Annotated in this window: 17 protein-coding genes; 9 read left to right on the top strand and 8 right to left on the bottom strand. The window is 65.7% G+C overall.

Features of this window, described 5'->3' with window-relative positions; all coding sequences use genetic code 11:
- Positions 1 to 162: 162 nt before the first annotated feature.
- Positions 163 to 912, bottom strand: coding sequence for a transporter (locus EAO27_RS06135; RefSeq protein ID WP_242778258.1), 750 nt, complete (start codon positions 910 to 912; stop codon positions 163 to 165).
- Positions 902 to 1657 (bottom strand): hypothetical protein, encoded by a 756-nt coding sequence (locus EAO27_RS06130; RefSeq protein ID WP_242778255.1) that lies wholly within the window; start codon positions 1655 to 1657, stop codon positions 902 to 904. The genes EAO27_RS06135 and EAO27_RS06130 overlap by 11 nt, the downstream gene beginning before the upstream one ends.
- Positions 1658 to 1817: 160 nt before the next feature.
- On the opposite strand from EAO27_RS06130, the gene EAO27_RS06125 reads away from it, so the two are divergent.
- Together EAO27_RS06125 and EAO27_RS06120 are read left to right on the top strand one after the other, a co-directional pair.
- A complete protein-coding gene (locus EAO27_RS06125; RefSeq protein WP_242778253.1) occupies positions 1818 to 2306 on the top strand; it encodes a hypothetical protein in 489 nt (162 codons plus the stop codon).
- A 250-nt stretch (positions 2307 to 2556) separates the two neighbouring features.
- Positions 2557 to 4692 carry a TonB-dependent siderophore receptor gene (locus EAO27_RS06120; protein WP_242778250.1) on the top strand — a complete coding sequence of 712 codons (2136 nt, stop codon included), beginning with the start codon at positions 2557 to 2559 and terminating at the stop codon, positions 4690 to 4692.
- A gap of 43 nt (positions 4693 to 4735) precedes the next feature.
- Here EAO27_RS06120 and EAO27_RS06115 read toward each other — a convergent pair whose 3' ends face one another.
- Both EAO27_RS06115 and EAO27_RS06110 read right to left on the bottom strand, forming a co-directional pair.
- Entirely contained in the window at positions 4736 to 5518 is a 783-nt protein-coding gene (locus EAO27_RS06115) for a sulfite exporter TauE/SafE family protein (RefSeq protein ID WP_242780460.1), read from the bottom strand.
- A 279-nt stretch (positions 5519 to 5797) separates the two neighbouring features.
- Positions 5798 to 6079, bottom strand: a complete 282-nt coding sequence (locus EAO27_RS06110; RefSeq protein WP_242778247.1) for a hypothetical protein — start codon at positions 6077 to 6079, stop codon at positions 5798 to 5800.
- 260 nt (positions 6080 to 6339) lie between these two features.
- Between EAO27_RS06110 and EAO27_RS06105 the strand changes: the two genes are divergently transcribed.
- The 5 genes from EAO27_RS06105 to EAO27_RS06085 all read left to right on the top strand — a co-directional run bounded on the left by EAO27_RS06105 (position 6340) and on the right by EAO27_RS06085 (position 12212).
- Positions 6340 to 7053 carry a virulence factor gene (locus EAO27_RS06105; RefSeq protein WP_242778245.1) on the top strand — a complete coding sequence of 238 codons (714 nt, stop codon included), beginning with the start codon at positions 6340 to 6342 and terminating at the stop codon, positions 7051 to 7053.
- 1 nt (position 7054) lies between these two features.
- Positions 7055 to 7453 (top strand): DUF2147 domain-containing protein, encoded by a 399-nt coding sequence (locus EAO27_RS06100; RefSeq protein WP_242778242.1) that lies wholly within the window; start codon positions 7055 to 7057, stop codon positions 7451 to 7453.
- Entirely contained in the window at positions 7450 to 10074 is a 2625-nt protein-coding gene (gene mprF / locus EAO27_RS06095) for a bifunctional lysylphosphatidylglycerol flippase/synthetase MprF (protein WP_242778239.1), read from the top strand. Before EAO27_RS06100 ends, mprF begins: the two co-directional genes overlap by 4 nt.
- 65 nt (positions 10075 to 10139) lie before the next feature.
- Positions 10140 to 10826: a response regulator transcription factor gene (locus EAO27_RS06090; protein WP_242778236.1), complete on the top strand. Its 687-nt coding sequence runs from the start codon at positions 10140 to 10142 to the stop codon at positions 10824 to 10826.
- A gap of 6 nt (positions 10827 to 10832) precedes the next feature.
- Positions 10833 to 12212 (top strand): HAMP domain-containing sensor histidine kinase, encoded by a 1380-nt coding sequence (locus tag EAO27_RS06085; protein WP_242778233.1) that lies wholly within the window; start codon positions 10833 to 10835, stop codon positions 12210 to 12212.
- Between the two features lie 198 nt (positions 12213 to 12410).
- Here EAO27_RS06085 and EAO27_RS06080 read toward each other — a convergent pair whose 3' ends face one another.
- The gene (locus tag EAO27_RS06080; RefSeq protein ID WP_242778230.1) at positions 12411 to 13595 is read right to left on the bottom strand and encodes a lipase family protein; all 1185 of its coding nucleotides are present in this window, start codon (positions 13593 to 13595) and stop codon (positions 12411 to 12413) included.
- Positions 13596 to 13618: 23 nt separating this feature from the next.
- Complete coding sequence (locus EAO27_RS06075) at positions 13619 to 16519, bottom strand: TonB-dependent receptor (protein ID WP_242778227.1); 2901 nt, start codon at positions 16517 to 16519, stop codon at positions 13619 to 13621.
- A gap of 306 nt (positions 16520 to 16825) precedes the next feature.
- On the opposite strand from EAO27_RS06075, the gene EAO27_RS06070 reads away from it, so the two are divergent.
- On the top strand, positions 16826 to 17398 hold the full coding sequence (locus EAO27_RS06070; protein WP_242778224.1) for a TetR/AcrR family transcriptional regulator: 573 nt from the start codon (positions 16826 to 16828) through the stop codon (positions 17396 to 17398).
- Between the two features lie 35 nt (positions 17399 to 17433).
- A complete protein-coding gene (locus EAO27_RS06065) occupies positions 17434 to 18819 on the top strand; it encodes an amidohydrolase (protein WP_242778221.1) in 1386 nt (461 codons plus the stop codon).
- Between the two features lie 99 nt (positions 18820 to 18918).
- Here the strand turns inward: EAO27_RS06065 and EAO27_RS06060 are convergent, their stop codons facing one another.
- Both EAO27_RS06060 and EAO27_RS06055 read right to left on the bottom strand, forming a co-directional pair.
- Positions 18919 to 20130, bottom strand: a complete 1212-nt coding sequence (locus EAO27_RS06060; RefSeq protein WP_242778217.1) for an NnrS family protein — start codon at positions 20128 to 20130, stop codon at positions 18919 to 18921.
- Positions 20127 to 22376, bottom strand: coding sequence for a nitric-oxide reductase large subunit (locus tag EAO27_RS06055; protein WP_242778214.1), 2250 nt, complete (start codon positions 22374 to 22376; stop codon positions 20127 to 20129). Before EAO27_RS06055 ends, EAO27_RS06060 begins: the two co-directional genes overlap by 4 nt.
- Position 22377: the final 1 nt, after the last annotated feature.

Below are 22377 nucleotides of genomic sequence, written 5' to 3'. Positions count from 1 at the left end.
CCTCACCCGCGCCGCGGCATATCGACCATGGGCGCGACGGTCCCAGTCGACGCAGCCCCCGATGCGTTCGCGCGCCATTGCCGGGGGGACCATTGCTGCAATCCACCTCTTGCCCGCGGATGAACCCGGATCGAAACGACCGCGAGTCAGCAAGCGCGGGGTCTAGAAATCCATCCCCAACGTCAGAAAGCCGTGAAACCCGGCTTTGCCTTCGCCATCGGCAAAGCTCGGGCCACCCGACGCCAGGAGCCGCAGGGCCCCGCCCAGCTGATAGATGCCGCCCAGACCAAGGCTGGTGGAAGAGCACCCGTCGATCGTATCGGCTCCCTTCCGGTCGGCTTCGACCCCGATCAGAAGATGGGGGTCGATCCGGCGGGCGACCGCAATGCCGCCTTCCCAATGATCGCGATTTCCCGGCCCGGGATTGATCGCATAACCCCCGCCTCCGAAGATCGACCATGCGCCGATGTCCTTTTGCGCCCAGACCGGCAGAAGCGCCGTCACTCTGCCATTCCCCATGCCGTTGCTCGCCGTCGGCAGGGTCATGCCGGGAAAGGCGGCGACCGAGAGCCCAGCGGCTTCGTCCTGATAAAAACGATATTTTGCGGAGACCGCAACGTCGCCAGCGCCGCGGCGCCACCCGCCCCGATCGTGGGAGAAGGCCATAGGAAGGCCAATGGTAATCTGCAGATCGGGCGCGGCGCCATAGTTCAGCTCGACGCCCGCCGAACCCTCGAAATCCGCGCCGCGGCCTTCGGCTTCGACGAGCGGGGCGTAGATTTCCCAATGTCCGGTATCGGTAGGCTCGGGGTCATCGGTCAGGAACGGTGGTCCCGCCCATGCGTTACCCGATATGAATGCGGCCACAAGCGCGTAGACCAACGCGCCTTTGGAAAGCCGGTTAGGCGCCATGCTCCGCCTCCTTCGTCGCAGCACGCTGGGGAAAGGCGAGGATCAGCACGACGATGGCGATGCCGAGCACCAGCGACGCCCCCGCCCGGCTGAGTTCGAGCCCGCCCTTTGCGACGGGCTTGTCGAGGAAATCGCCAACCACGGCGCCGAGCGGCCTTGTCAGGATGAACGCCGCCCAGAAGAGGCCAACCCGGTCGAACGACGTGCGGCAATAAGCGAAGGCAAGAAGCGCGAGCAACGCCCCGAACAACAGCGCCGAACCCAGATAACCGAACGCCCCGTCGGCAACCCAGTCACCGAGCGCGGTGCCGAGCGTCTGCGACAGGGTGATCGTCAGCCAATAATATATCTCGGCCTTGGGTTCGTGCACCGACTGGACCGAGATGTTACCGAGCGCCCGGTGCCAGACGGCCAACGAAAATAATACCAGCGTCAGCAACATGATCGACCCGCCCGGATAGCCGATACCGAGCGAGCGCGTCGCGAAGTCCGCCATCGTGGTTCCCGCCGTGGTCGAGGCGATGATCGTCGCCCAGTACAGCATGGGGTGAAACCGCCGAGCCGCGATCTGCGCACCGACAAGGACGATCAGCAGGCTCGCGAATATGCAGGTCCCGGCAAGGTAGCCGAGATTCATCGACATGCTGACCGTATCGCCCGCGGTTTCGCCGAAGGTCGTGGCCAATATCTTGATGATCCAGAAACCCAGCGTCACCGCGGGCACTTTTGTCAGCGCCGATTGCACCGCATCCGGCGTGGCATGGTCTCCTCCATCTGAATTTGTCGGTGGAAGAGACGCTAGGTCGCCCGGCGGATCCTGCCTATAAGCAGGCGCTTGAACTCCCCTTGCTAAGCAGAAGTCCATGCCACAACCTGCAAAGACCATCGCCGCATCGCCGAACGGGATGGCAAACCGCACCATCACCCTGCCCGTCATCATCCTGATCATTCAATCGGTCGCCGCCGCCTATTTCGTTATCGACGGCGTCGACGATCTGCTGGGTCAGGCGAAACAGGGCGTTGACCTTGAAGTCGTGATGGAATGCCTCGTCGCCTTTGCCCTGCTCGCCGGCGTCGTCATGGGGTCGCGCTATGTTCGCGCGATCCACCGGGAATTGCACCGGAACGAGCAGTCGCTCGCCAGGGCAAGGGGCGCCCTGTCCGAGCATATCGCATTGCGGTTCGCGGAATGGGACCTTTCCCCCGGCGAACGCGACGTGGCGCTGTTCGCGCTCAAGGGTTTCGAAATCGCCGACATCGCACGGCTGCGCGGCGCCGCGACGGGAACGGTGCGATCGCAACTCAGCCAGATCTACGCCAAGGCCGGCGTGAACAGCGAGGCAATGCTCGTCTCGCTGTTCATCGAGGATCTGGTGGAGATTGACGCGGGATAGGGGCGTCCCCGACCGGCCAAGACAGCGAACCCGCAACGCCGGCCAGCGCGAATGGGTAAACAGGACCGCCAGCATCGGGCAAAACTGCCCGTAGAGGAACCCGCCGCAACATCGCCCCTGCCCCGACCCGCTGGACCGCAACCTCGATTCTTGCAATTCACTCGCAGTTGCGATTAAGGGCGCGCTCCTCTCCCAGCTTCCAGGTGCCTGCATGTTCCTCTCTGGCGTTCGTCCGGTCTCTTTCATCGTCATGTCGGCAACGCTCGCTTCCATTCCGGCGCCGGCGCGCGCGGAGGACGAACAGAAGTCCGGCGGCGATATCGTCGTGACCGCGCAGCGCACCAGCTCGGGCATCGTCGCCCCGACGCACCAGATCACGACGATCGACCGCGAGGAACTGGAGACGGCGCGGGCCGCGTCGGACACGCTTTCGACGATCCTCGCCAAGGCCGTCCCCGGGCTCGCCGATTCGAGCCGCACCATCACCGATTTCGGACAGACGCTGCGCGGGCGCGGCGCGCTCGTGCTCGTCGACGGCGTTCCCTACAACACCAACCGCGACAGCTCGCGCAACCTGATCAGCGTCAATCCGAACGATATCGAAAGCGTCGAGGTATTGCGCGGCGGCAGCGCGATCTATGGCAGCGGTGCGACCGGCGGCATCATCTCGATCAACACCCGACCCGCTGGCGGCCCCTTGCGGATCGAAACCACCCTGTCGGCCGTCACATCGCTTTCGAACCTGACAGACGACAGCCTTGGCGTGCGGCTCCAGCAATTCGCGTCGGGCACCGCGGGCTCGCTCGATTTCGCGCTCAACGGCGGCTACCAGCGCATCGGTGCCGGCTTCGACGGCCATGGCGACCGCCGCGCCCCCGAACCGAGCCAGGGCGACCTGATCGACAGCAATGTCTGGAATATCGGCGGGAAAGTCGGGCACAGGCTCGGCGACGCCGGCTATGTCCACGCCTCGGCGAGCTATTATCGCGCCGACCAGAACAGCGATTATGCCGCCGACCCGGCGCCCGGCCGCCTGCCCGCGGGGAGTGTGCTCGCGCGCCCGATCAAGGGCCTCGAGCTCGCCGACCAGAATCAGGTCCGCAACGTCGTCGCGACCTTCGGCTATCGCAACAGCGACGTCCTTGGCAGCAAGCTCGACCTGCTCGGCTATTACCGCGACATGTTCGTCCGCTTCACGCCGTTCGACGCCCGCGGCGTCGCCACGCGCGGCCGCAACGTCGATCAGGTGTATCAGAACAGCAAAACCTATGGCGCGCGCCTGACCATCGAGACCCCGGTTGCCGAGCGGACCGCGATCAGCTGGGGCGGCGATCTCGGCCGCGAGGTCAGCGACATGCCGCTCGATATCTTCGACCCCGCGGCCTATGACGCGAGCGGCGGGCTCGTCTTCAGGCGCACCGGCACGCTCGTCTATATGCCCGAACTCACGACGGACACGCAGGGCGCCTTCGTCCAGCTCCAGCATCGCTTCTCCGACCTGCTCGCGGTCGAAGGCGGCGTCCGTTACGATCGCGCCGAAGCGTCGTTCGACACCTTCACCCCGCTCTCGCAATATCGCGCGCCCGCCCCCGTCGCGGTTCAGGGTGGCACGATCAGCTTCGACGGCTGGACCTTCAATGCCGGCGCGACGCTGACTCCGGCCGCAAACCAGAGCGTCTACGCCTCCTTCTCGCAGGGTTTCCAGCTTCCCGACGTTGGGCTGCAACTGCGCAACGCCAATGCGGGGTTCAACATCGACAATTCGGACCTGAAGCCGGTCAGGATCGACAGCTATGAACTGGGATGGCGCGGCAACTTCGGCAGAACGAAGGGCGCGGTCGCGCTGTTCCGCACCACCTCCGGCCTCGGCGACGTGCAAAGCTTCAACAACGGGCTGATCCTGCTGCGCACCGCCGAGCGTATCAAGGGCGTCGAGGCGTCGCTCGACTTCGGCGATGCGGGGGACGCAGTGCGGTTCGGCGGCAGCGTCACCTATTTGCGCGGGCGTGAAAAGGCGGCGACCGCGCCCCGCTGGCAGACGATGACCGGTTACCGCATCCCGCCGCTCAAGATCACCGCCTATGCCGAATATGCCCCCACCGACCGGCTGAACCTCCGCCTCCAGGGCCTGTTTTCGGGCGACCGCGACTATCGCCTGAACGGTGTTGCGAGCTTCGGCCGACGCGAGGTCGAAAGCTATTTGCTCGTCGACCTGATCGCCCGTTACGAGGTCACCGAAAAGGATCAGCTGACGCTCGGGGTCGAGAATCTGCTGAACAACCAGTATCTGCCCGTCTACGGCCAGCTCTTGCGCAGCAACACCAACACGAGCCGCGTTCCCGCCAACGGCGCGACACTCACCGTCGCCTACACGCGAAGCTGGTAAGGGAAATGGCGACCCTGGATGTCTGGCACCTTCCCGCCGCGCATCAACCGGTGAGCAGCTTGACCCCGGAAAACAGCAGCACGGCGGCAAGCGCCGGACGCAGCAGGTGATCGGGCGCGCGGCTGGACAGGAGGCTGCCGACGATCACACCGGGGATCGACCCGACCAGCAGGCTGAGGAGCAGCACCGGATCGACATCACCATAGAGCCAGTGTCCCGAACCCGCGACCAGAGCGAGCGGAACCGCGTGAACGATGTCGGTCCCCACGATCCGCGAAACCGGCAGGTTCGGATAGAGCATCAGCAACGCGGTCACGCCGATCGCGCCCGCCCCGACCGACGAAATCGAGACCGCAGCCCCGATGAAGGCTCCGAGTATCACCGTCGGAAGCAACGCGCCCCGGTCGCTCCGACTGCCGCTCCGCCGCGCGAGCCGCATCAGCCAGTTCTGGAATAGCGCCGCGAAGGCGGTCAGGATCAGCATGCAACCGAGAAACAGGATGATGACATGCTCGGCGCGCGAACCGATTTCGCCGAGCCCCTGCAGCGCGACGACCGCAAGAAGCGCGGCGGGGATGGATCCTGCGGCAAGCCGGCGAAAAATGTGCCAATCGACCGTGTCGCGCCAACCGTGAACGGCGCTCCCCACCGTCTTCGTTATCGCGGCAAAGAGCAGGTCGGTGCCCACCGCGGTCTTGGCATTGACCCCGAACATCAACACCAGCAGCGGCGTCATCAGCGACCCGCCGCCAACCCCCGTGAGCCCCACCATGATACCGACGAGCAAACCCGCGGTGACATGCATCACGTCGACATGGCCGAGCATATCGTGGACCACCCCAAGCCTCCTCGCTGACGCCCTGTTGGCAGCGGCCACGCGCTCCTGTCAAACGGCGATCCACGGGATCGCCAACGGTGCCCGATCGCCGCGGTCGTCGCCCGCCGGTTTTTCGTCCCCCAAATCCAGCGCAGCCGGGCGTGCCTCATCCGGCTGCGGAGCGTCGACCTTTGCTCCCGTTGCGGAACGGCCCGCTGCCCGGCCAGCTCCCGGCGGGTTCGGGAACTGGACGGACAGCGGGCCGTCCGCGGCTGGCGGGTGCCGGGGTCAGCTCTTGCAGGCCTGCTTGTTCTTGTTGCCCGCGAGGCTGCAGTTGTAGGTGACCTTCTTGCCGTTGCTCAGCGTCGCCTTTGCGAGATGCGTATTTTGCCGCTTCGCCGCGACGCGCTTGAGCGTTGCGGTCTTGGGAGCCACGGTCTGTTTCGCCAGAGTGTGCGTCGCCGGCTGGGCAGCGGCGGTCGATGCCGCCGGTGTCGATGCGAATACCGGCGCGGTGATCATCAACGTCGATGCGAGACCGAGGCCGATCAGGGTTCCAATGCGTGCCATGCTCTTCTCTCCAGAGGGCCCGCCCGGATGCGGGCGGGTTGATGTGGGGTGTCCAGGCGGGGACCGGGGGGTACAGGGAGCAAGGAAAAACCCCGCCTTGGACGCCCTCCTGCTACCCGCTGCGATCCGACCGGGGCATGGCCGCGACATGACAATATCGTAATCCTCGCGCCAGCTTCCGGACGAGCGCGACCACCTATCCTCGCTCCGTCAGCCCAAAGGCCAGGTGCGATCATCGCCACGACTGCGAAGGAGGTCCCGTGAAAAAATGGCTTTTCGCCCTGCTCTTCGCGCTCGGTATCGCGGCCGGAGTCTATCTCCACGCCGGCTACTACAACGGCCCGCTGTTCCTCGACATGCCGGCTGCCCGCGCCGGTCCCGCAAAACCCGCGATCGTCATCTTGTCGGGCGACATGGGCAACCGGATCGGGATGACTCCGCGCATTGCCGCACGCCTGCACGCGCGCGGATACGCCGTCGTCACCGTCAATTCGCTGACCTATTTTTCGCCGCGCCGGACACCGGAGGAAACGGCCGGCCTGATCAGGATCGCCATGATCCGGGCGATGACGCTTGGGAAGACGGATCATGTCGTGCTGATCGGCCAGTCCTTCGGCGCCGACATGCTCCACGCCGGACTCGCACAATTCACCGAAGCCGCGCGTCAGCCGATCCGGTCGGTGGTGCTGATCGTACCCGGCGAGGATGTCATATTCCGGGCTTCTCCGATCGAACTCGCCGGGCTCGAAACGCCCGATCAGCGCGCCTATCCAACGGCGTCGCGACTCCGCTGGGTGTCCGTGACCTGCATTCACGGCATCGACGAGGCGGGCAGCCTGTGCCCCGAACTCCAGATGCCCAACGTCCGCCGCATAGCCCTGCCCGGCGGGCACAAGCTGAATTCCGACGACCAGGCCCTCGCGGCGGCAATCCTGCCCGCGCTCGGCGCGGCCCAACCGGCAAGGAGCGAATGAGATGAGGCTTTTCCTGAACATCGCATCACTGGCGGCGCTCGCTGGCAGCGCTCAAGCGACAACGACCGCAACACCCTTCGGGCTGTGGCAAAACCCCAGGGGAACGATCCTTGTGCGCACCCATGGTTGCGGCGCGCTGCTGTGCGGCAATATCGTCTGGGCCGGCCCGCAAGCGATCGCCGACGCGCGCGCCGCAGGTGTGAGCGCGCTGGTCGGCACCGAATTGCTCAGCGACTATCGCGCAAGCGGGACCGGCCGCTGGACGGGAAAGGTCTATGTTCCCGACGAGGGGCGTCGCTTTTACTCTACGATTGAACTAAAGAGCGCGAACAGCCTGCGCATATCGGGCTGTATCCTTGGCGGCCTGATCTGCAAGTATCAGGAGTGGACCCGGCGATGACGCTATTGGCGAATGCCATGACGTGGGGGCGGCGCAACAAGCGGGTGCTGTCGATCGCGACCGCGCTGGTGGTCGCGGCGCTCGGACTGGCGGCGCTGTTCAGGCTGCTCCATTCGGTCCGGCCACACGCGGTCCGTCAGGCCTTCGACACGCTATCGGCCGGCCAGATCGGCGCAGCGCTGCTGCTGACCGCCGCAAGCTATCTGATGCTGACGCTGTACGATCGCTTCGCGCTGAAAGTCATCGACCGGAAGCTGCCTTGGCGAACCTACGCACTGGCATCCTTCACCAGCTACACCCTCAGCCACAATCTGGGGCTGGCGCTGCTGACCGGCGGGTCCGCGCGCTACCGCGTCTATCGTGCGGCGGGGCTGAGCGGGGGCCAGATCGGCAGCGTGATCGCGCTGGCGAGCCTCGGTTTCTGGAACGGCGTCATCCTTCTCGCCGGCCTTGCCGCTCTGGCGAGCACCCATATCCTTCCCTTCTTCGATTGGGGACTGTCGCTTCACTGGCTCCATCTCGCCGGCCTTGCGGTGCTGACCCTGTGCCTCATCCCGCCGCTGCTCCGTCATTTCGGACTCGATGCCTTCGTTATCGGCGGCTGGCGCACGCCGCTGCCCCACCTCGGGCAAAGCGCCGGGATGACCCTGGTAGCGGCATTCGATCTCGCCGCCGCGAGCGCGGCGCTCTATGTTCTGCTCCCCGCCCCCGATCCTTCAGCCTACCCCGCCTTTTTCCTCGGCTATGCGCTTGCCATTATCGCCGCGCTGATCAGTCATGTGCCCGGCGGACTGGGGGTCTTCGAGGCGGTGGTGATCGCCACCGTGCCCGGCGACAAGGCGCAGTTGCTCGCGGCGCTGCTGGCCTATCGCGTCGTCTATTACCTGCTGCCGCTGTTGCTCGCAGCGCTGCTGCTCGTCTGGCACGAAAGCAAGGCCTGGCGGCCGCCAGCAAGAGAGATTGCGCAGGCCGGTCAATCGCTCCTCCGCGACCTCGCCCCCCCTCTCCTCGCCGCGCTGGTATTCGCGGGTGGCCTGATCCTGCTGCTGTCGGGCGCGACGCCAGCCGAAGCCGGCCGGATGCACGCCCTCAGGCACGTCCTGCCGCTACCCTTTGTCGAGGCGTCACACATCGCCGCCAGCCTGTCGGGAACGCTGCTGCTCTTTCTCGCGCCCGGACTGCTTCGCCGGCTGGACGGCGCCTTTTTCGCGACCCGCACCCTGCTGCTCGGCGCCATCCTGTTTTCACTCACCAAAGGCTTCGACTATGAAGAGGCACTGATCCTGTCGGCGATCTGCGCCGCGCTCCAGTGGAGCCGGCCCGCCTTTTACCGGACCACGTCCCTGCTCGACGCACCGCTGTCGAGCGGCTGGATCGTCGCGGCGCTGACCGCGGTCATGGCGTCGGCTTTCGCCGGCTTTTTTGCATACAAGCATGTCGCCTACACCAGCAGTCTATGGTGGCAGTTCAGCCTGAACGGCGACGCCCCGCGCTTTTTGCGCGCACTGTTCGGTATCGCGGTGCTGGTGGCCGGCCTCGCACTCTGGAGACTGTTTGCGCCATCGCCGCGCGCCCCGCGCGATGCGATCGTCAATTTCGATCAACTCGCGCCGGCGATGGCGGCCGCCAACCACAGCGACGCCTTTCTCGCTTTCACCGGCGACAAGCATTTCCTGCTCGCCGACGAAGGCGACGCCTTCCTCATGTACCGGGTACAGGGCGCAAACTGGATCGTGATGGGCGACCCGGTCGGACGCGAGGAGCGCTGGGCCGACCTGCTCTGGAAACTTCGCGAACGCGCCGACGCCGCACAGGGCCACATCCTGCTCTACCAGATCAGCGCCGCCTGCCTCCCGCCCGCGATCGATCTGGGCCTGTCGATCGTCAAATATGGCGAGGAAGCGCGGGTCGAACTTGGAGCCTTTTCGCTGGCAGGCCCCCAGGCCAAGTCGCTGCGCCATTCCGAACGCCGCGCGGTGCAGGAGGGCGCCGCGTTCGCCATCATCCCCGCCGCCGAGGTGCCGCAACATCTCCACGAACTCAAAGCGGTATCGGACGATTGGCTCGACGCGAAAAAACAGCGTGAAAAGGGGTTCAGTCTCGGCAGTTTCGATCCCGCCTATCTGGGGCATTTTCCATGCGCCGTGGTGCGCGTCGGCGGGCGCATCGTCGCCTTCGCGAATATTCTCGCGACCCCGAACCACGAAGAAATGTCGGTCGACCTGATGCGCCATGCGCGCGACATCCCCTATGGCGTGATGGATTATCTGTTCGTCCGCCTGATCCTGCATGCGCAGGCCGAAGCCTACCGGTGGTTCACACTGGGGATCGCGCCCCTGTCGGGGATCGACGGGCGCAAGCTTGCCCCGGCATGGGCACGCGGCGCCGCCTTCCTGTTCCGGCATGGCGAGCTGCTTTATGGCTTCGAGGGGCTGAGAAGCTACAAGGCTAAGTTCGCGACGCATTGGGAGCCGCGCTATATTGCCGGACCGCGCGGCATGGCCTTTGCCAGCGGCATGACCGCGATCCATCACATCGTCTCGCGTCCCGCCCGCGGCAAGGAGGAGCGCATGGCACCCCAACCGGCGACCGGAGACCGGGCCCCTGCGGCTTCCTGTTAGCCATGACCGGGCAAACGGGTATAGCCATCGATCGAACACAGGCCTTCGCACTGGAAAGTTTGCCCATGTCGCAAAAGATACTGGTGATCGAGGACGACCGGACCACGGCGGATTTCATCTGCAAGAGCCTGACGGGCCAAGGCTTCCTGGTCGATCATGCCGCCGACGGCCGCGACGGCCTGTTCCACGCGACTGACGGCAGCTACGACGCGATCGTCCTCGATCGCATGCTGCCCGGCATGGACGGCATGGCGGTGCTCGCCGCGATGCGCGCGGCCCGGATCAGCACTCCGGTCATCATCCTCTCCTCGCTCGGCGCGGTCGACGCGCGGGTCGAGGGGCTCACTTCGGGAGCCGACGACTATCTGTCCAAACCGTTCGCCTTTTCGGAACTGCTCGCGCGGTTGAAACTGTTGATCGCAAGACCGTCGGCCGGCGCGGCCACCGAAACGATCCTGGCATGCGAGGATCTGGAGATGAACCTGCTCAATCGCCGCGTGACACGCGCAGGCAAGCGCGTCGAACTGCAGCCGCGCGAATTCCGGCTGCTCGAATATCTGCTGCGCCACAAGGATCAGGTCGTGACCCGGACGATGATGCTGGAGGGAGTCTGGGAATATCATTTCGACCCGGGCACCAACGTCGTCGACGTCCATGTCAGCCGCCTGCGCCGCAAGGTCGACGACGGCTTCGACAAGCCGCTCGTCCACACCATACGCGGCGCCGGCTATATGCTCGGCAGCCCGGACTGACGCGCCGTGCGACGCGGGCTTTTCGGCAGCACGATTGTCCGTCTGACGCTGATGCTCGTCCTCGCACAGGTTGCCGCGCTCGCGCTGGGCCTGACCGTCATCCACCGCTTCACCGCGGCAGCGATCCTGTCCGACGCGCGCACCGCCGCCGAAGTCGCCCGCGACGACCTGATCGACGACTATCGGCAGCTCGGCCTGTCGGGCCTGATCGAGGCGATCGAATATCGCTTGAAGGCGCGCGACGACCGCAATTTCGTCGTGCTGCTGAAGGCCCCCGACGGGAAACGGCTGGTGGGCAATCTGCACGAATGGCCGGCAACGGTCGCCGATACCGCGAACTGGCGACAGAGGTTGCTCACCCGCGAAGGCGCGACCGCTCCCGAACCGATCGGTGTCGTTACCACGCGCCTGCCCGGCGGCTATGCCCTGCTGACCGGCGAGACACTCGAAACGCAGCGCCAGCTGGCCGAAGCCAGCGAAACGGCTTTCTTCTACGCAATCGGCGTCGGGCTCATTATCGCGATGCTGATGGCCACGCTTGTCGCGTGGATCCTTGCACGCCGGATCGATGTCTTTTCGCGCGCGGCGAATGCCTTCGTCGGCGGCAGGCTCGATGCCCGTGTCGAGCGCGACGATACGGGCGATGCCTTCGACCGGCTGGCACTTTCGATCAACGCGATGTTCGGCCGCATCGCGGGGCTGGTGCGCGAACTGCGCATGGTGACCGATTCGATGGCGCATGATTTGCGCTCGCCGGTGTCGCGGATGAAGGCCCGGCTCGAACAGGCGCTCGGGCGAACGGAGGATGCGGAAGTGCAGACGGCGATCGCCGGTGCGATCGAGGAAGCCGACGGCCTGCATCGCCTGCTCGACACCGCCCTCGAAATCAGCCGGGCCGAGGCGGGGATCGGGCGCGACCAGTTCGCGCGATTTGCCCTGCGCCCGATGCTCGACGACATGGCGGAGGTCTATGGCCCGCTCGCCGAGGACCGTGGCTTTGCGATCGCGGTCGACGCCGCGCCCGGGCTCGACATATTCGCGCACCGCGAATTGCTGGTGCGGGCGCTGTCGAACCTCGTCGACAACGCGCTCAAATATGCGGCCGGGGGATCGGTGATCCGGATCGGCGCCCGCGAAGCCGGCGACGGCGAGGTTGAACTGACGGTAAGCGACGATGGCACCGGGCTGAGCCAAAGCCAGATGGCCGAAGCAACCCGGCGCTTTGTCCGCCTCGACCCGGCTCGCGGCGGAACCGGCGCGGGGCTTGGCTTGTCGCTCGTCGAAACCATCGCCCATCTGCACGGCGGGGCGATGCATCTCGAAGCCAATTCTCCGCACGGGCTGGTGGTCCGGCTGACCCTGCCGATAACCCCGGCTCGCCTTTAGCCATTCAAGTTTGAAGTTACCGTTTCATGATCGACAATGCCCGTACTTCGCCCGAACAGCCGCCGCGGCCTTTCGGCACACCGTCGCCACGGTTGCCAAGGCAGGGTCTGGCCGAAAGCACCCTTTCCGCTTCCGGGCGCACGTCACGGGAATAGGACGATCGCCCGGATCGCGCCGCCATATATTCGAACGCGCTATTCAACTTTCCTTGCCGCCGGGCGCACAGGTCGCGGTGATGGTTTCGCCTGCCATGACGCTGCGCGCGAAGAGCCGGGAATCAGCGAATGAGCGGTTGACCGTTCCCGAATGGTCAAGCCCCGGATAGACATGCGCCTCGATCACCGATCCGGCGGCGCAGGCCGCCTCGACAAGGGCTTTTTGCATCGATGCGGGGGTGTCGATGTCCTCCGCGCCGGTGCCGATGAAAATCGGGGTGCGAATGCTAAGCGTCGGGTATCCGGCGTGCGTCAGCATCGGCGCATAATGGCGCCAGAAATCGGTCTTGAATGTATTGGCGCGCGTCAGTCCGGCCTCGACCACCGCGCCGAACATATCGACGACACAGGTATCGGCGGCGCGGTCGAAAAGCGGCATGGCGCGATCGGTCAGGACCGCGGCGGGATCATATTTCGGATCGATCTGCTGCGCCGCCGAGGCGATGTAGAGCAGATAGGCGATGATCCGGTCGACCTTTTCGTCGTCGCCGGCAGCCCCGGCCGGCACCGCCGCAAGGTTGGGGATACCGGTCGCGACCGTGCCACGGATATCGAGGCCGGGCGCATAGTCCGCCGCATAGCCGGCGGTCGCGAAGGCCGCGCCCGCGCCCTGCGACTGGCCGACGAGCAGCACCTTGTTCGCGAGGCCGAAATCGCCGCCGAGTACCGCGCGCACGGCATCGAGGGTCGAATAGGCAGCGGCGCGGCTGTTCAGATAGGGGTGCGGCCCGGGCGCGCCGAGTCCCTGATAATCGGTGGCAACGATGGCATAGCCCTCGCCCAGCCAATGATCGAGATAGGTGCGGTCGCGCGCCGAGCGCGGGTTGCGCGACGGCGCGCAATCATCACCAATGCCGACGGTTCCGTGCGCCCAGGCGATCACCGGCCATCCCCCCGCGGGCGGCGTGCCCCGTGGGATGAACAATGCGCCGGTCACTGGTACAATACCGCTGCCGGTGATGCCGTCGGTCGATCCGTAGCGGATCGCAAAGGCCTGCGCTGCTCCGTCGAGGCCGAATTCGGACGCGAGCGGCCGGCTGTCGATCAGCGCTCCCGCCGCGGGAGCGGGCACCGTCTGCGCTAACGGCGCCTGCGCCGCCAGCGCAGGCTGTACGGTCGCCAATCCCAAAGCGGCGAATATCGCCGCCGATCGCATCCCCTTCGACATGGGTCTTCTCCCTTTTCTGACGCTTAGAAACGCGCGGTGGCGGCGAGATAATAGGTACGGCCAAGCACGTCGTAGGTGCCCGCATCGGTTTGTCCGAGGACGCCGCCGACCACCGGCGGTGTCTTGTCGAACAGATTGTTCACCCCGAAGCGCAGGCTGAACCGCTCGATCGGGTCGATCCGCAGCGAGAGATCGAAATAGTCATGGGCCTTGACCCCCGGTGTCGTGCTTGCCGCGTTGGTCACCTTCGACGCATCCATCATCGCCCCGATATGCCGCCAGCGCAGCAGCGCGTTCACCGTATCGGTGCCGAAGGTAAAGGAGGTCGTCGACCGCCAGCGAGGGAGGGTCGTCCCCGATCCGATCGTGCGGCTGAAATCCTGGAACGGCGTGCCGGGCAGGTTCTGGATCTCGAATGTGTCGAGATAGTTGATCACCGACGAGATGCCGAAGCGCCCCGATCCGTCGCCGAGACCGACATCGGCGAGACGCACCGACCAGTCGAGCTGCACGTCGACCCCCGACGTCTTGTAGCCGCCGAGATTCAGATAAGGCTGGAGCGCATTGGTGATGCCGCCCGAATTGACGTCGCGGCCGATCAGCGAGCAGAAGAAATTATTCGCGTCGTAGCCCGGATTGCTGCCGTCGGCGTTGAAGCATTTGTTCAGCGACACCGACACCGGGATCGTCGCGATCGCGTCGTCGATGGCGATGTTGTAATAGTCGACCGACGCCCGGAAATTCGACAGCCATGGCGAAGCCGCGCGGGGCGACAGGACCGCGCCGACCGTCCAGGTGTCGGCTTTTTCGGGCTTCAGATTCGCGTTGCCCGACAGGAAGGCCGCGACCTGCGTGACGTTGTTGATATAGGAGTCGGCGAGCACATCAGGCATCCCCTGTGCAACGCAGATCGCGCGCACCCGCGCCGCATTGGCGCCGCTCCGGAACGTGCTGCGCGTGTCGCACGGATCGCCGGCGCCGTTGGCCACCGACCCGATGGTCGGGAATACTCCCGTCGTCGCGGTATAGAGTTCGCCGACATTCGGCGCGCGGATCGCGCGCTGATAGCCGCCACGCAGGCGCACGCCGGTAACCACCGTCCAGTCGACATCGACCTTGTAGGTCGAAACGCCGCCGCTCTGCTTGTAATTCGAATAGCGGTAAGCGGCGTCGACCGTAAGCTCCTGAATCAACGGAATGTCGTGGAGCAGCGGGATCAGCAGCTCGGCATAGGCTTCCTTCGCGCTCGTCGAACCCGCGGTCGGCGAGGTGCGCGCGATTGCGACGATATTGCCCGTGACCTGCTCGGGATCGGGGGTGAAGGCGAATTCGTTGCGGCGATAGCCGATGCCCGCCGCGAAGCGCAGCTCACCTGCGGGAAGCTGCGCAATCCCGCCTTGCAGGTTGAGTTCGACGACATCCTGTTTCGTCTCGGTGCGGTTGCGCGTCACGCCGCTGATGAAAGCGACGCATTCGGGCGAGTTGGTGACCGCGAAGGGATTGTAGCCGCCCGCGCAGATCGAAGCGCCGCCGTCGGCCGCCGATGCCAGTTGCTGCACCTTGCTGGTGAAGACCGAACCGTAGGAGATATCGTCGACGACGCTCTTCCCCGTCGAACCGTAGAGCTCCCAGGTGATGCCGCTGTCGCCGAACTTGCCCGATGCGCCGCCGAGCACCTGCCACGTCGTCGCCTTGTGGTCGACGCTGCGCGGCCCCGCCTCGCTGTAGCGCTTGGTCACGAAGACCGGCGCCGCCGGATTGGGCCGCGACGCAAGGATGGGCTGGAGCGCCGCCGGAACGAAGGGATTGGTGACCGGAACACGGATCGTCCACAGCCCGGCGTTGGGGGCCGGGTCCTGGATGGTCGTCGACGTATAGTCGGTGTAGAGTCCCTGGACGAACAGCTTGATATTGTCGGTCGCCTCGAAGGTCGCGCGGCCGAAGGTCGAGATGCGCTCGAGCGGAATCTGCGTATAGGTCGTCGACGGCACCTGCAGCAGCGCCTGCCCGTTGTTGTAGAGATGGGCGACATCGTCACGATAATTGTAGACGCCGCGCCCGTTGGCGAAGAGCGTGCCGTCCGAATTCACCCCGATCCCCGACGCGGGAATCACCGACCCCGGTGCGATCCCATATGCGGCAAAAGCGTTGTCGAGCGCTTGCTGGCTGGCAGGATTGGCACCGGGCGTGAAGATGCCGAACGGGATCGTACCCGAGACGCCCTGATTCCGGCGGAAGAAGGCGCGGTTGTTGATGTGGACGGCATCGCGGTCGGTATAGGCCGCGCCGACGACGATGCGACCCCGGCCATCGGCGAAGCGCGTGCCTGCGCCGATCGCAAGATCGCGAATGCCGCCATCGCCGCGCTCGGTCAGCGTATTCTGGCCCGATATCTCGATACCGTCGAGCTCGCGCACCTTGAAATTGACGACGCCCGAGATCGCATCGGAGCCATAAACCGCGGAGGCGCCGCCGCTGATGATCTCGGTCCCGCCGACGAGGATCGAGGGGATGGTGTTGATGTCGATGACCTGGCTGGAATTCGACGGTTGCAGGCGGCGCCCGTCGAGCAGCACCAGATTGCGCTGCGCGCCGAGACCGCGAAGGTTGAGCGTCGCCTGGCCGGTCGCGTTGAGATCGTTCGAGAAGGCCGTCGTGCCCGCCGAGAATTGCGGAAGCTGATTGAGCGCGCCTTCCAGCGTCGCCTGCCCGGTTGCCGCCACGGCGTCGGCGCCGAGCGTGACGATCGGACTCGTCGCCTCGAAATCACGGCGCGCGATACGCGAGCCGGTGACGACGATCTCGTTCGCACCTGCATCGGCCGCGGTCTCGGCGGCAGGCGCTTCCTGCGCGAAAGCGGGGGTGCCGGCGAATGCGAAAGCCGATGCCGAAATCACGAGCAATAATTTGCGATTGTCCAACATATCGAGAGCCCTTCCCTGTTTGCCCGTCGCGGCGAAGCCGAAGGGTTGGCCCGCCGGACGCCCTTCTGGTCATTATCTGTCGCTGCCGCGATCTATTTCGATACAAATATGCATCGAAATTCGGTCTTGGCGTATAATCGGTGCGCGTGTCAATCCCCGGGCGAAGGCGGAAATGCGGGACTCGGCGACACGAATGGCATGAAGCCCTTGACCGCATTCAATATATCGATACATGAATGTATCGATATTATTCATTCGCCTGTGGCGGCATGATCGGGCATTGCGGGGGCCGCACAGATGGAAGTCATGGCAGTGGGTGAAAGGGACACGACGGCAGGACGGCCCCGACAGGCCGAGCTGGACGAGCGGATCAAGCGCAGTGCCGTCGCCATTCTGGGCGAACAGGGATTCGCGGGCCTGTCGATCAACCGCATCTGCCAGCACGCGGGCATCCCGCGCCCAACCTTCTATCGCCGCTGGCCGTCGGCAGTCGCAGCCCTCGTCGACGCCTTCAACGATCGCTTCGACGATGCGTTGCTCGTCGACAGCGGCGATGCAAAAGCCGACCTGCTCGATTTCGCGGTTCGCGTCCGCAACCGCTACGACGACCCGGTCGTGGGCACCTGCCTACCCGCCATTTATGAGACGCGGCGCGCGGCGCCCGGGTTGATCGCGCCGATCATCGATGCGCAGCGCCAGCGGCGGAAAGCCAATGTCGCGACGCTGGCCCGCGCGCTCGGCGAGCAGGGCATCGCCCCTGTCCTGACGCCCTTCGAAATCAACTTCGCCATCACCGCGGCGATCGATCAGGGCTATCTGGCGGACCGGCCGGTCACCGATGACTTCCTCGAACGCCTCGTCACCGCGCTGCTGCGCTGACCGCCCCCCGTTTCCCATTCAGACGGAGTAATTCCATGCGCGAGATGTTGTTGCCCCTGGCCGCCGGCCTCATCACCATTCCGGCGCTCGCCTGCGCCGCCCCGGCGCTTGCCCGGAACACCGCCGAGCCGTCGGCATCGGCGCAGCCGGGCTTCGACGTCGCCACCGCGCGCGCGCGGATCGACGCCTCGCTCGACCGGCAGTATCCGCACCTCGACGCGCTCTACAAGGATCTCCACGCCAACCCCGAAGTCGGCTTTCAGGAGAAACGCACCGCCGCGCTGCTCGCGGGCGAAATGCGCAAGCTGGGTTTCACGGTGACCGAACAGGTCGGCAAGACCGGAATCGTCGCGATCTTCAAGAATGGCGCAGGACCCACCGTGCTTGTCCGCACCGAAATGGACGCGCTGCCGATGGAGGAGAAAACCGGCCTCCCCTATGCCAGTCGTGCGCAGCAGACGGTCGACGGCAAGCTCTCCTATGTCACGCACAGCTGCGGACACGACAGCCACATGGCGTGGTGGGTCGGCGCGGCGGCGGCACTGGTCGCGATGAAGGACCAGTGGCAGGGCACGCTGATGTTCATCGGCCAGCCGTCGGAGGAATCGGTGAGCGGCGCCGAGGCGATGATCGCCGACGGCCTGTTCACCCGCTGGCCGAAACCCGATGTCGGCTTCGCGGCGCATGTCGCTCCGCTGCCCGCCGGCGCCGTGGTCGTGAAGGACGGCGTGGTCAGCTCGGCTTCCGACGCGATCCACATCACTTTTCACGGCGTCGGAGCGCACGGATCGATGCCCGACAAGAGCATCGATCCGGTGATGATGGGCAGCCGCTTCGTCACCGATGTCCAGTCGGTGATCAGCCGCGAGAAGGATCCCAAGGCGTTCGGCGTCATCACCGTCGGCAGCTTCGTCGCGGGCACGGTCAACAACATCATCCCCGACCATGCCGACCTGAAACTGACGCTGCGTTCGCACGACGATGCGACGCGCAAGCTGCTGATCGACGGCGTACAGCGCACCGCGCGGAGCGTTGCGGACATGGCCCGAGCGCCGGCACCCACGATCGAACGCCCGGGCGCCACCAGTGCAGTCTATAACGACCCTTCGCTGTCGGCACGCTCGGCCGCGGTGCTGAGTGCCGCGTTCGGCAAGGCGGTGACTTTCGTGCCGGCGAGCGAAGCGGGCGGCACCGCGAGCGAGGATTTTTCCGAGTTCATCAACGCGGGCGTCCCGTCGGTCTTCTTTGCAATCGGCGGACAGGATCCGGCGATGGCCGCACAATATAAGGCGGAAGGCAAGCCGATGCCCGTCAATCACTCCCCCTTCTTCGCGCCCGTCCCCGAACCGACGATCAAGCGCGGTGCCGCGACGCTGGCGCTGTCGGTGATGATGGCGATGAACGACGGACGGAAGAGATAGCCGGCGGCGACGCGCTTCCGTTTGGCCACTGGCCACCGCCCGCCGGCCGCGAAGGACAGGCTTGCGCTGCACGGCCATGTCCCCGCTTGAAACCCGATCTCAAGCGCCCGTTCCGGCCCGGGAAACGGGCCGCAGCGCCATCGGCCCGTAGACCGCAACAAACAGCAGGAACGCGGCGCCCCACAGCCCGCCGGCGACTTCGACGGTGCGCCCATAATCGAACGGGAGCAAGGGCGCGCTCACGCGCAGCAGCGCGCCCAGATGCACCAGCGCATAGATGGCGACCGTCGCGCAGTCGGCCTCGAGCGGGCGACCGGTGTGGCCGCGCGTCGCGCGCGTCATCACCGCCAATGTCATCGTCGCCATCGCACCGGCGGCCAGCGCGTGCACGGCACTCGAAACCGGCATGAACGGATACAGGATCGTGCCGCCGAGCAGGATCAGGCCGATCGGCAACCAAGCATAGGAGATATGGAGGACAAGGACGAGCGGATCGCGTCGTGCCCTGATCCCCGCCCAGCGCGCGAGACGAGCCGCCTGCACGCCGCCCGCCAGCACCAGCAGCCCGCCCGCGATCGAACCGGCGGGCGCCAGAACCCATGCCGCGAGCGCGAGCGCGGTAATCCCGATCGCCCCCATGTCGAACCGCCCCGGCATGACCGGCAGCCCCTCGGCCGTGCCCTGCCGCACCAGCCAGTTACGGGTGAAGGCGGGCGTGATCCGGCCGCCGATCAGCGAAATCAGCAGCAGGATCAGCGCAAAGCCCATCCGCATGCCCCACGCAGGGTCGGCGAGTGCCCCCATCATCGCGGCATGATCGAGCGCGTAGGCGATGGCGAACAGGAAGAGGATGACGAGGATCGGCTTGTTACGGTTGCCCGACGCGACGATCTCGCGCGCGGCATAGGCAAGAAGGAAGAGGGGATAGGCGACATCGAGCACCGCCCCGATCGGTAGCGGCACCGTCGCCGAAAACAGGATCGCCAGTCGCGCCGCGAACCACAGGAGGACGACGGCCGCGACGGGCCAGCCCTTCACCGTCGGGCGCCCGGTCCAGTTGGGGATCGCCGCGCTGACGAAACCGCCGATCACCGCGCCGAGATAACCGAACAGCATCTCGTGCTGGTGCCAGGCGAGCGGCGTCATCGCGGTCGGCAGCGTCCAGTATCCGCCGAACGCACCGAGCCACAGGACGACGACTGCCACCGCCCACAACGCGCCGCACCCGAACAACAGCCGATAGCCGCCCCGAAGCCATAGCGGCGGCGCCCTGTCCCGGCCGTCCCCGTCGGCGGCTATCGCCCGGGTCACGCCCGCGCGCCCTTGCGCCACAGGCTGAGGATCACGACCTGCCAGGCCACCGCGACTGCGCCGAGAATGAACACGACATCGCCAAAGGTGCGGACCCAGCGCAGCGTTTCGAGGAAATCCTGCTGCAGGAATTCGTCGCTGCGCGCATACCACATGCCCGTCGTCACGCTGGCTTCGAACTGGAACAGGCCGACGGGCAGCAGGCTGGTGAAGATCATCAGCACGAGGCCGGCGTTGAGCCCCCAGAAACCGGTCCGCATCAACCGCTCGCTGAACGCGATCTCGGGTCGGATGTAGCGCAGCACGAGGAGCGTGAAACCCAGCGCGAGGAAGCCATAGACCCCGAACAGCGCGGCATGCGCGTGGACCGCGGTGGTGTTCAATCCCTGAAGATAGAAGAGCGCGACCGGCGTGTTGATCATGAAACCGAAGACGCCCGCGCCGAGCATGTTCCAGAAGGCGACCGCGACGAAACACATCAGCGGCCAGCGCAGCGGACGCATCCACGGCGCGCGGTTGCGCAGGCTCCAATGCTCCCACGCTTCGTAACCGAGCACGATCAGCGGCACCACCTCGAGCGCACTGAACGCGGCGCCCACCGCCATGACCGGCGTCGTCGTTCCGGAGAAGTAGAGATGGTGGAAGGTGCCCGGCACGCCGCCGACCATGAAGAGCGACGCCGACGCAAGGCTGGCCGCAGTCGCGATGCGCTTCGAGACCAGTCCCATCGACGCGAAGATGAAGGCGAGCGCCGCGGTCGCGAACACCTCGAAAATCCCCTCGACCCACAAATGGACCACCCACCAGCGCCAATATTCCATGATCGTGATGTGCGTGCGCTCGCCATAGAAGAGGCCCGAACCATAGAAGAGCCCGATCGCGACGGTGGCGATGGTGAGCAGCGCGAGCAGGTTCCTGTCGCCCTCCCCCTTGCGCAACGCGGGCAGCATGCCGCGCAGCATCAGCACCAGCCAGAAGAGCAGTCCGCCGAACAGCGCGATCTGCCAGACCCGCCCGAGGTCGAGATATTCATATCCCTGATGCCCGAGCCAGAAGCCGAGTTCGGTCGGCATCGTCTGCGCGATCGCCAGATAATTGCCGGCAAACGACCCGACGACGACGAGGAGCAGCGCCCAGAAGAGGATGTCGACTCCCAGCTTCTGATGCTTCGGGTCGCCGCCGTGGATGACCGGCGCGAGAAACAGGCCCGCGGCGAGGAAGGCCGTCGCGATCCACAGCACCGCGCTCTGCACGTGCCATGTGCGGGTCAGCGCATAGGGAAACCATTGCGAGACATCGATGCCGTAAAAGCTTTGTCCCTCGATCGTATAATGGGCGGTGAAGCCGCCGATAAACACCTGAAAGACAAAGAGCGCGAGCACCACGAACAGATATTTGCCGAGCGCGCGCTGCGACGGCGTCAGCGCCGCGAGGGTCAGCGGATCGCGCTCTGCGGCGACGGGCGGTGTATCGTCGTGCCGGCGCAAAAACGCCCAGCCCCAGATGAGCGCACCGACGCCTGCGATCAGGATGACGACGCAGGCGAGCGACCACAGGATATTTTCCGGCGTCGGCTGGTTGCCGATCAGCGGTTCGGGTGGCCAGTTGTTAGTGTAGGTGGCGATCGTGCCCGGCCGTTCGGTCGACGCCGCCCACGCGGTCCAGAAGAAGAAATCGGTGAGCGCCGCCCGCCTGGCGGGATCGGGCAGCGTGTCCTCCTTCATCGCATAATTGTCGCGCATCGACCGCAGCGCGGGATCGCTGCCGTAGAGGCGGTCAAAATGATCGGCGGTCAGGACGATGGCCCGGGCGCGACGGTCCGAAACGGTGACCGTGCCCGTCGCGGGGTCGAGGCTGTTGTGCCGATATTCCTGTTTCAGCCCGTGCGTCAGCGCGGCTTTCTGTTCGACATCGAGCGCGTCGAACGCCTTGCCGTAGCTCTCCTCGGCCGCAAGGCCGAGCCAGGCGGTCAGTTCGCGGTGCAGCCAGTCGGCGGACCAGTCGGGGGCCTGATAGGCGCCGTGCCCCCAGATCGAACCGAGCTGCATTCCGCCGGTGCTCTGCCATGCCGTCTGGCCGGTCAGAATATCGTCGCGGGTCATCAGCACCTCGCCCGAGGCGGTGACGACCTGCGCCGGGATGGGCGGCGCTTTGCGATAGACCTCGACCCCCGACACCCCCAATATGGCGAAGGTGACGGTCAGGACCGCGATCAACGTCCACCAGAGCCTGCGATATTCGCCCATG

This window comes from Sphingopyxis sp. YF1, assembly GCF_022701295.1.
In the GTDB taxonomy this organism is placed as follows: domain Bacteria; phylum Pseudomonadota; class Alphaproteobacteria; order Sphingomonadales; family Sphingomonadaceae; genus Sphingopyxis.
The sequence above is the reverse complement of the archived record's forward strand: the minus strand, read 5'-3'. Positions and strand labels throughout refer to the sequence as shown.

Coding starts and splice junctions, on each gene's coding strand:
- mprF (WP_242778239.1), top strand. CDS start 7,450: ATGACGCTATTGGCGAATGCCATGACGTGGGGGCGGCGCAACAAGCGG.
- EAO27_RS06070 (WP_242778224.1), top strand. CDS start 16,826: ATGGCAGTGGGTGAAAGGGACACGACGGCAGGACGGCCCCGACAGGCC.
- EAO27_RS06080 (WP_242778230.1), bottom strand. CDS start 13,595: ATGTCGAAGGGGATGCGATCGGCGGCGATATTCGCCGCTTTGGGATTG.
- EAO27_RS06135 (WP_242778258.1), bottom strand. CDS start 912: ATGGCGCCTAACCGGCTTTCCAAAGGCGCGTTGGTCTACGCGCTTGTG.
- EAO27_RS06075 (WP_242778227.1), bottom strand. CDS start 16,519: ATGTTGGACAATCGCAAATTATTGCTCGTGATTTCGGCATCGGCTTTC.
- EAO27_RS06120 (WP_242778250.1), top strand. CDS start 2,557: ATGTCGGCAACGCTCGCTTCCATTCCGGCGCCGGCGCGCGCGGAGGAC.
- EAO27_RS06125 (WP_242778253.1), top strand. CDS start 1,818: ATGGCAAACCGCACCATCACCCTGCCCGTCATCATCCTGATCATTCAA.
- EAO27_RS06090 (WP_242778236.1), top strand. CDS start 10,140: ATGTCGCAAAAGATACTGGTGATCGAGGACGACCGGACCACGGCGGAT.
- EAO27_RS06110 (WP_242778247.1), bottom strand. CDS start 6,079: ATGGCACGCATTGGAACCCTGATCGGCCTCGGTCTCGCATCGACGTTG.
- EAO27_RS06100 (WP_242778242.1), top strand. CDS start 7,055: ATGAGGCTTTTCCTGAACATCGCATCACTGGCGGCGCTCGCTGGCAGC.
- EAO27_RS06065 (WP_242778221.1), top strand. CDS start 17,434: ATGCGCGAGATGTTGTTGCCCCTGGCCGCCGGCCTCATCACCATTCCG.
- EAO27_RS06115 (WP_242780460.1), bottom strand. CDS start 5,518: ATGCTCGGCCATGTCGACGTGATGCATGTCACCGCGGGTTTGCTCGTC.
- EAO27_RS06055 (WP_242778214.1), bottom strand. CDS start 22,376: ATGGGCGAATATCGCAGGCTCTGGTGGACGTTGATCGCGGTCCTGACC.